This window comes from Caballeronia sp. GAWG1-1 (assembly GCF_023631465.1).
Lineage (GTDB): Bacteria > Pseudomonadota > Gammaproteobacteria > Burkholderiales > Burkholderiaceae > Caballeronia.
The window spans coordinates 1-5,825 of record NZ_JALQDB010000076.1 but is presented as its reverse complement, the minus strand read 5'-3'; the positions used below and the strand labels follow the sequence as shown (position 1 = coordinate 5,825).

Here is a 5,825-nt window from a genome sequence, read left to right as displayed (position 1 = left end):
CCCGCGCTCCTGACACGCTTGTCCGGCAATGAACTTAAGCCAAAAGGCGACATCTCTACTTGGCAGAAACACGACATTTGAACTTGGGACCTACACTATCGCTGCCGCCTTCTCGGATTTCGTCAACCTGCGCCATCAGCTTTCCTGCCAATGCGCCGTTGAATTGGGACTCAAGAAGCGCGCCGAGGTCTACGTTTGCCGCAAAGTAGCCTTTCCAAAGGCGGCTCAACACGCTTGCGATCCAGTTGCGACCTGTCCCGGTTTCGCGCGCAATATGCAACCAGCCATAGTGCGGCAGTTCGCCGGGCTTTTGCTCAATATGCGCTAGCCAATCCAAGAACTTGTCGGCGTATTCGCCGAACAGATATTTGACGTGCTCAAGAAACGGTGTCACGTGCACAGTAGCTGGCCCGCGAGTAATAGGACGCCATGTGTTGACCGCCGTATTGCCATGCGGGTCTTCCGTGAAAATTGAATGGCCCGGACGGAAGGTCAGCGTCATTACAGTACGTCTTTGCTCGTGTTTAAGCCATTCATCGGCGTGAAGCAATTGCTTCTTGCCCTTCATGGTGTATGACGCCGCTGTAAGCTGCCTAAAATTTGAAAAGCTAACTGGCTTATTCGGTTTGTTGATATTCGCGACAAAGCTGCCGTCACCAATGAAGACGAAATTCTGAATCATTTCTTCTACGCTCATGACAGCAGCGATTGGAGCGTCGTCGTTACTCTCAGTTGTTTCAGCAGGACATACGTATTCACGATTAAGGCAGAGACGTACCTGCTCGATTCCATCCGCGCGCGCCAGGTCGTTGAAGTCAACAAAACTCTTATGGACCAAAGTTTCGTTCGATACGTCAGGCCGGTTGCTGAATTCCGGCATGCACATCGTCACGTTATTAACAGAGCGCCAAATCTTTTCAGCAGCAGTAAAGCCGGGATTGCCTTCTGTTCCATAATCATCATCGCCACACAGGACAATCTTGGCCTGGGGATAACGTGATCGGAGCACTTTAACCACTGGCCCGAGGTTAGGCGCATCGAGTGCCGCGACTACACAACCTCCGACGGCTTCGAAAATGCTGGCGCAGGTGGCCCATCCCTCGGCGATCAGTATCTCGTCCGTAGCAATGGTAATCTCATTGCCTACGTTAACGAAATGGCCGGTCTTGGTGCCTCCTGCGAGGTAACGCTTGTCGCCCGAAGGGGCGATGCGTTGATGGCTGTGAATCGTACCGTCAACGTCTTTAATAGCCAGGATAACGTCCACGTCGTATTGACGAGCACCGAACGGCTTGATGCCCTTCTTAACGACGTATGGATGGTTCGCGCTGATCGGCTCCGATGAGTCCCAATCGCGTTGCGCTTGTCGCGCCGCAGCCTCCGCCGTCAGTTGACGTTGTTCGTTTGCTCGCGCGTCTGCTTCCTCTCGCTGACGACGACGCGCATGTATTTCTGCCGAGCTGATGACAGGTGGGTGAAACGACGCAATATCAAATCCGTTCTGCTTGGCAAAGTGATAGAGCGTACCAAGGCTGACGCCGCCACCGGCTTTAACGGATTTCCACGTCGATTCGGCTGAGCTTTGTTTGAAGTTGCTGCAATTGGCCGACGCTTCGAGCCACATTTCTTTGGCCGAATCACCGAATTCGCTTTTGAGTGCCATTGCGGCTTTAACCCAAATGTCGCGGTCGGCTAGATCGAGATATGCAAGTGCTGCGCGTGCTTTGGAAAATTCATCATTGAAATTCGGGCGTGCATTCATTTTGCACCTCCCAAGCGGCTGACGCGCGCCGAACGAATTACCGCATGTGGCTCTCCAGGGCCATCGCCGTCACTGGATGAATTTTTCGATGCGGCAGAACGACGACGCGAAGCGTGCGGGTGACGAACACGGCGGATTGCTCGGGACTGATTTAAGTGGACCGAAGGACGAACGCGAGACAGACGAATCGTCTTGTTCGCGAGCATGACGCAGTTCTCGCGGTATTCAAAATCCATTACCAACGATTCAAAGGCCGGATCGCCGTCCAGCGGGTCCAGGATCGCATGCTTGTTAACAGCACGGTTAATGTGCATAATTACTCCATCTGTTAGTGATTTAGCCGCCTCTTATGAGCGCGGCTTTTTTTTGTCTTTGCAAGTGCTAAAGCAATTGCGTGGAATAAACTATAAACGGTTATTTCTTGCTCCGCAAGTGAGTTTAGGTGTATGAAACCAAAAATGCGCAACGACATTGCGTTGGTATAGTTCTCTTATTGGTATAGTTGCGCTGAATCGGGAACATGACGATCTTTATTGTGTCGAGATTGATATTGTTCAGGACGGTTACAGCGTCAGGTTGCTGTAACCGGCTTAAACCCCTACGCAGCAAGGGTTCCAGCGATTTGTGGATGCTCGGGTTACAGGAGTTACGGCGATTCTGGGTATCTAACATAAACACAAAATCACTTTTAGGTCTTTTTAGAAGTAGCGTAACCGCTGTAACCGGCGCGCGGTTTTCACGATTAAGTCATTGATTTTATTTGCAGAACATCCGGTTACAGCAAATTCTGCTGTAACCGCTGATCAGGTTCGAAAAAGTCGCACCTTGGTTTTGACGATGTCCTGAAAGCCAGGATTAGTTAGGACGCTAAGTAATTTACTTCGTCATTAACCGAGACGCGCTAAAGCCGATGGTGCCATGCGCCGTTATATCGTTGGCAAACATCGGGAGCGGATCATGACACATAGCAAGCCAGGCCTATTGGGGCAGTTATTCGAGCATCGTGGACGCATTGGCCGCATGCAATACCTTCTAACGGCTTTAGGGCTGAGTTGCTTCTATGGGGCGTCCTACGGCCTTTTAGAGGCAATGGCCGAGAAGGACGGCAAAGCGATAGAAGCAGTCTTTCTTATCGCGATCAGCATCGCGTGGACATTTGCCGCTATAAAGCGCGCGCATGATTTTGACGCGTCTGGCTGGTGGACAGTCCTGCTATGGGTCCCACTTGCTAACTTTGTGTGGGGGCTGGCGCTGATTTTCCGCAAGGGTACAGACGGACCTAATTGGTTTGGCGATGAGAAAGGCCAAAGTGAGTCTTCCAAGACCGAACCAACTTGGTCAGCCAGCAACGTTGAGACCCGACTTACGCAGCCGATTACATTAGTGCCAGTGCCACGGAAAAAGTTCTGGAGCGTCGTCGGCGTAATTGGAGCGGCAGCAGCCGCGCTTTTATTCAAAGTATTTGCGTTCGGTGTAGGATCAGCAGCAGGAAGTGCGGCGGTGCATGCTTATGATCATTCTCAGCGAGAAGAAAAGATACAGACGAGCTTAGTTGAGTTAATGAATCAGATGAATAAGAATACGCCTGTTATGGTCGACAAGGTGACACGCTTGGACAATGTGAATGGCATGGGGCGGCAGTTGACCTACAGCTATACGCTTGTTGGCTATAAGGCGTCTGATCTGGACATCAATGCATTAAGAAAGGTGATGCTCCCACGGGCATCGAATTTTGTCTGCAAAGGCGACACCATGAAGGTGTTCGTCGAAAACGATATCCCTGTGACCTATCTTTATCGTGATGAATATGGCGTTGAAATCATGCGGTTGCGTTTTGGGAAAAGCGATTGCGCGCAGTTCACCACGGCGAGCACGAACTAGGTGGTACGGGCATGGCCAGCGGTCCCAATCACTGCTATACCCCGCTACCCATTGATCAACAAGACGTTGAAGTTGTCAGAGAAACAGACACCTCTTCCGCCTGCGCGTTTGCATCCCAGCATTTCTACGCAACAGGCTACGTAAGTCTGCTCATCGTTTTCTTGTACGCGCGGCCAATTAGCCAGCAGATGTGGGCGCCAACGACTACGGTCAGAAACACAAAAACTGCCAGGACGCCGTAGAACCAGATATCCGATAGGTCGCGACAGGACCTCGGCGCAGTGGGCAAACCGTCAACGGCCGCTAGCAGTTCGGCATCGGTCAAGTCGTGGACGCTCTTGCTATTTACCGTTCCGGTTGAGGGCTGGGCGCTTGTTTGCGCTCTTGACGCATCAAGGCATTCGTTGCGCTCTTGAATTGCAATTACAGACGGTAGGGCTATCGTCAAGACGCCAAGCGCAAGGCTAGCTTGGAGAATGATTTCGCTGATGCGCTGCATGGCCCTTTCCCGACGCTTGGTAGTGGTTGGGATATCGGAGGGTGCGGCGGAAACTTGAGCCGGTGGTCAAAGCAGGTACGTCTGGCATGACACGGGGCCTCGATTAGGGGTCAGCGCTCGGTGACAAGGGAAGATACTTAAGCTTACTAATCTCCCATATCGTAAGCCGAGAACTTCAAAGTGACGTCTTCAATTGCGACGTTGGACAGCAGGGCGTCGCGGTCGTCGGAAGCCAGAAGGTCGTAAGGAAATTCAACGGAAAGAGAGCCGTCGAAAGTGCCCTCCACCGTTCTTTCCTGATCGTCTCCATCTTCGTCCATGTACTGCACTTCAAGGACCACCCTGCCAGCTAATGCAATGGCTGCAGATAAACCGTCTATCGTGTCTGGCTTCACTTCGTCAAGCGAGACGTCCCCTTCGTTACATCCGCATCAAAGGTCCCGCCGCGCTTTCCGTGTATTTCCTCTTGATGGTTGTCTTGGAAGAATTCCTTCACAGCCTCTCGCGCGCTTTCTCTGAAACTTAAACTTGCGCACAGATCGTCGATGATGCTCATGGGGCCTCCGAAGGCTTGCGGGCAAAACTCTTTATGTTACGCAAGCAAGGAAGGAGCCAGTTAGAAAACTTGCAGGAGGATGGCACGTGGGCGAGCGCAAGTCACAAGTGTAGTGCGCCGGCCCGGTTAGCCCTTACTGTACCCAGCATTTTTCAACGCCTGCGCGATGAAGTCATCGGCTTCCGGCGACCGTAGCAGCCAGCTTTGCACAGCTGGTATTGCAGATACCCCGCCCGAAGGACACCAATCAATGACCTCTGGCTCGCCGTCGAAGTAACTTCCTTGATCGCGACGGCTATAGACCGTAAGCGTATTGCAACCTGCGTTGCCGCTCTGAAGCACGGCAAAGTAAGCGCGTTCAGGATGCGCCGCGAAAAAAGAAGTAGCCTCTTCGTCGAGGTCGTCGAACATAGGTGGCTCCGGATTCTCAGCGAGTGATGTTTGCCAAGAGATCGCGAAATTTTGAGAGTGCCGACCGACTTTGTCTAGTGACAGTTCTGTCTGCAGAGTACCGACCATAATCGGAATTCAGCCGCACCCCTTCATTTTCTATCCGGTTTTGCCGGTGCACGCATGTAGGGTAAAAACTCGTTTCGCCCAACACCGAGCAAAGCCAATGCTGCACGCAACGATTCGATAGGTTGACTGAAATCAACACGCCTGACATCACCATCAGCGTGGGCGGCGATTCCGTGATGAACCACTAGAGCCTCTAGCGCGATACTGATGGCCCGAGCGATCTCCCCATCGCGGCTGGGGTCGGCGAAGATAGGATTCTGCGGCATCGCGGTCTCGTATCTTGAATCTGTGGACGGCAACTGAAGCTGTACGATACACCGGTGGACAAAACCTTGTCGGCGACGTGGTTGATTCTATCCGTCTCGTTCAGGTTGAAGTTGACCGTTGAGACTTATGAAACGAGCCGCTCAATTTTGCAATGCTGGTGCCCTTAATAGGAGGATGCAGCACCTTGGCTGCTGTCTCTCACTAGTTTGGCTCGCCCTCGGTGGCGGGCCCTTTTTTTGGCACCCCTTCCCGCGTTTTGACTGTACGAGGGATCGCAACCTCGCACCGTCCATGTTCGACAAGAAGAAAGCATGCCGTCTGAGAACGAATGCCTCTTAGGC

Annotated in this window: 7 protein-coding genes; 1 reads left to right on the top strand and 6 read right to left on the bottom strand. The window is 52.4% G+C overall.

Annotation, left to right across the window (positions count from 1 at the left end; all coding sequences use genetic code 11):
• Positions 1 to 55: 55 nt before the first annotated feature.
• Both NCT03_RS33325 and NCT03_RS33320 read right to left on the bottom strand, forming a co-directional pair.
• A complete protein-coding gene (locus tag NCT03_RS33325; protein WP_250495482.1) occupies positions 56 to 1,762 on the bottom strand; it encodes a PriCT-2 domain-containing protein in 1,707 nt (568 codons plus the stop codon).
• Complete coding sequence (locus NCT03_RS33320; protein ID WP_250470094.1) at positions 1,759 to 2,076, bottom strand: hypothetical protein; 318 nt, start codon at positions 2,074 to 2,076, stop codon at positions 1,759 to 1,761. The genes NCT03_RS33325 and NCT03_RS33320 overlap by 4 nt, the downstream gene beginning before the upstream one ends.
• A 643-nt stretch (positions 2,077 to 2,719) precedes the next feature.
• Between NCT03_RS33320 and NCT03_RS33315 the strand changes: the two genes are divergently transcribed.
• A complete protein-coding gene (locus NCT03_RS33315; RefSeq protein WP_250470095.1) occupies positions 2,720 to 3,643 on the top strand; it encodes a DUF805 domain-containing protein in 924 nt (307 codons plus the stop codon).
• 645 nt (positions 3,644 to 4,288) lie between these two features.
• Here the strand turns inward: NCT03_RS33315 and NCT03_RS33310 are convergent.
• The 4 genes from NCT03_RS33310 to NCT03_RS33295 all read right to left on the bottom strand — a co-directional run bounded on the left by NCT03_RS33310 (position 4,289) and on the right by NCT03_RS33295 (position 5,483).
• On the bottom strand, positions 4,289 to 4,537 hold the full coding sequence (locus NCT03_RS33310) for a hypothetical protein (protein ID WP_250495481.1): 249 nt from the start codon (positions 4,535 to 4,537) through the stop codon (positions 4,289 to 4,291).
• Positions 4,534 to 4,698, bottom strand: coding sequence for a hypothetical protein (locus NCT03_RS33305; RefSeq protein ID WP_250495480.1), 165 nt, complete (start codon positions 4,696 to 4,698; stop codon positions 4,534 to 4,536). The genes NCT03_RS33310 and NCT03_RS33305 overlap by 4 nt, the downstream gene beginning before the upstream one ends.
• A gap of 126 nt (positions 4,699 to 4,824) precedes the next feature.
• Positions 4,825 to 5,109, bottom strand: coding sequence for a hypothetical protein (locus NCT03_RS33300; RefSeq protein WP_250470097.1), 285 nt, complete (start codon positions 5,107 to 5,109; stop codon positions 4,825 to 4,827).
• A 131-nt stretch (positions 5,110 to 5,240) separates the two neighbouring features.
• Positions 5,241 to 5,483 (bottom strand): hypothetical protein, encoded by a 243-nt coding sequence (locus NCT03_RS33295; protein ID WP_250470098.1) that lies wholly within the window; start codon positions 5,481 to 5,483, stop codon positions 5,241 to 5,243.
• Between the last annotated feature and the right edge of the window lie 342 nt (positions 5,484 to 5,825).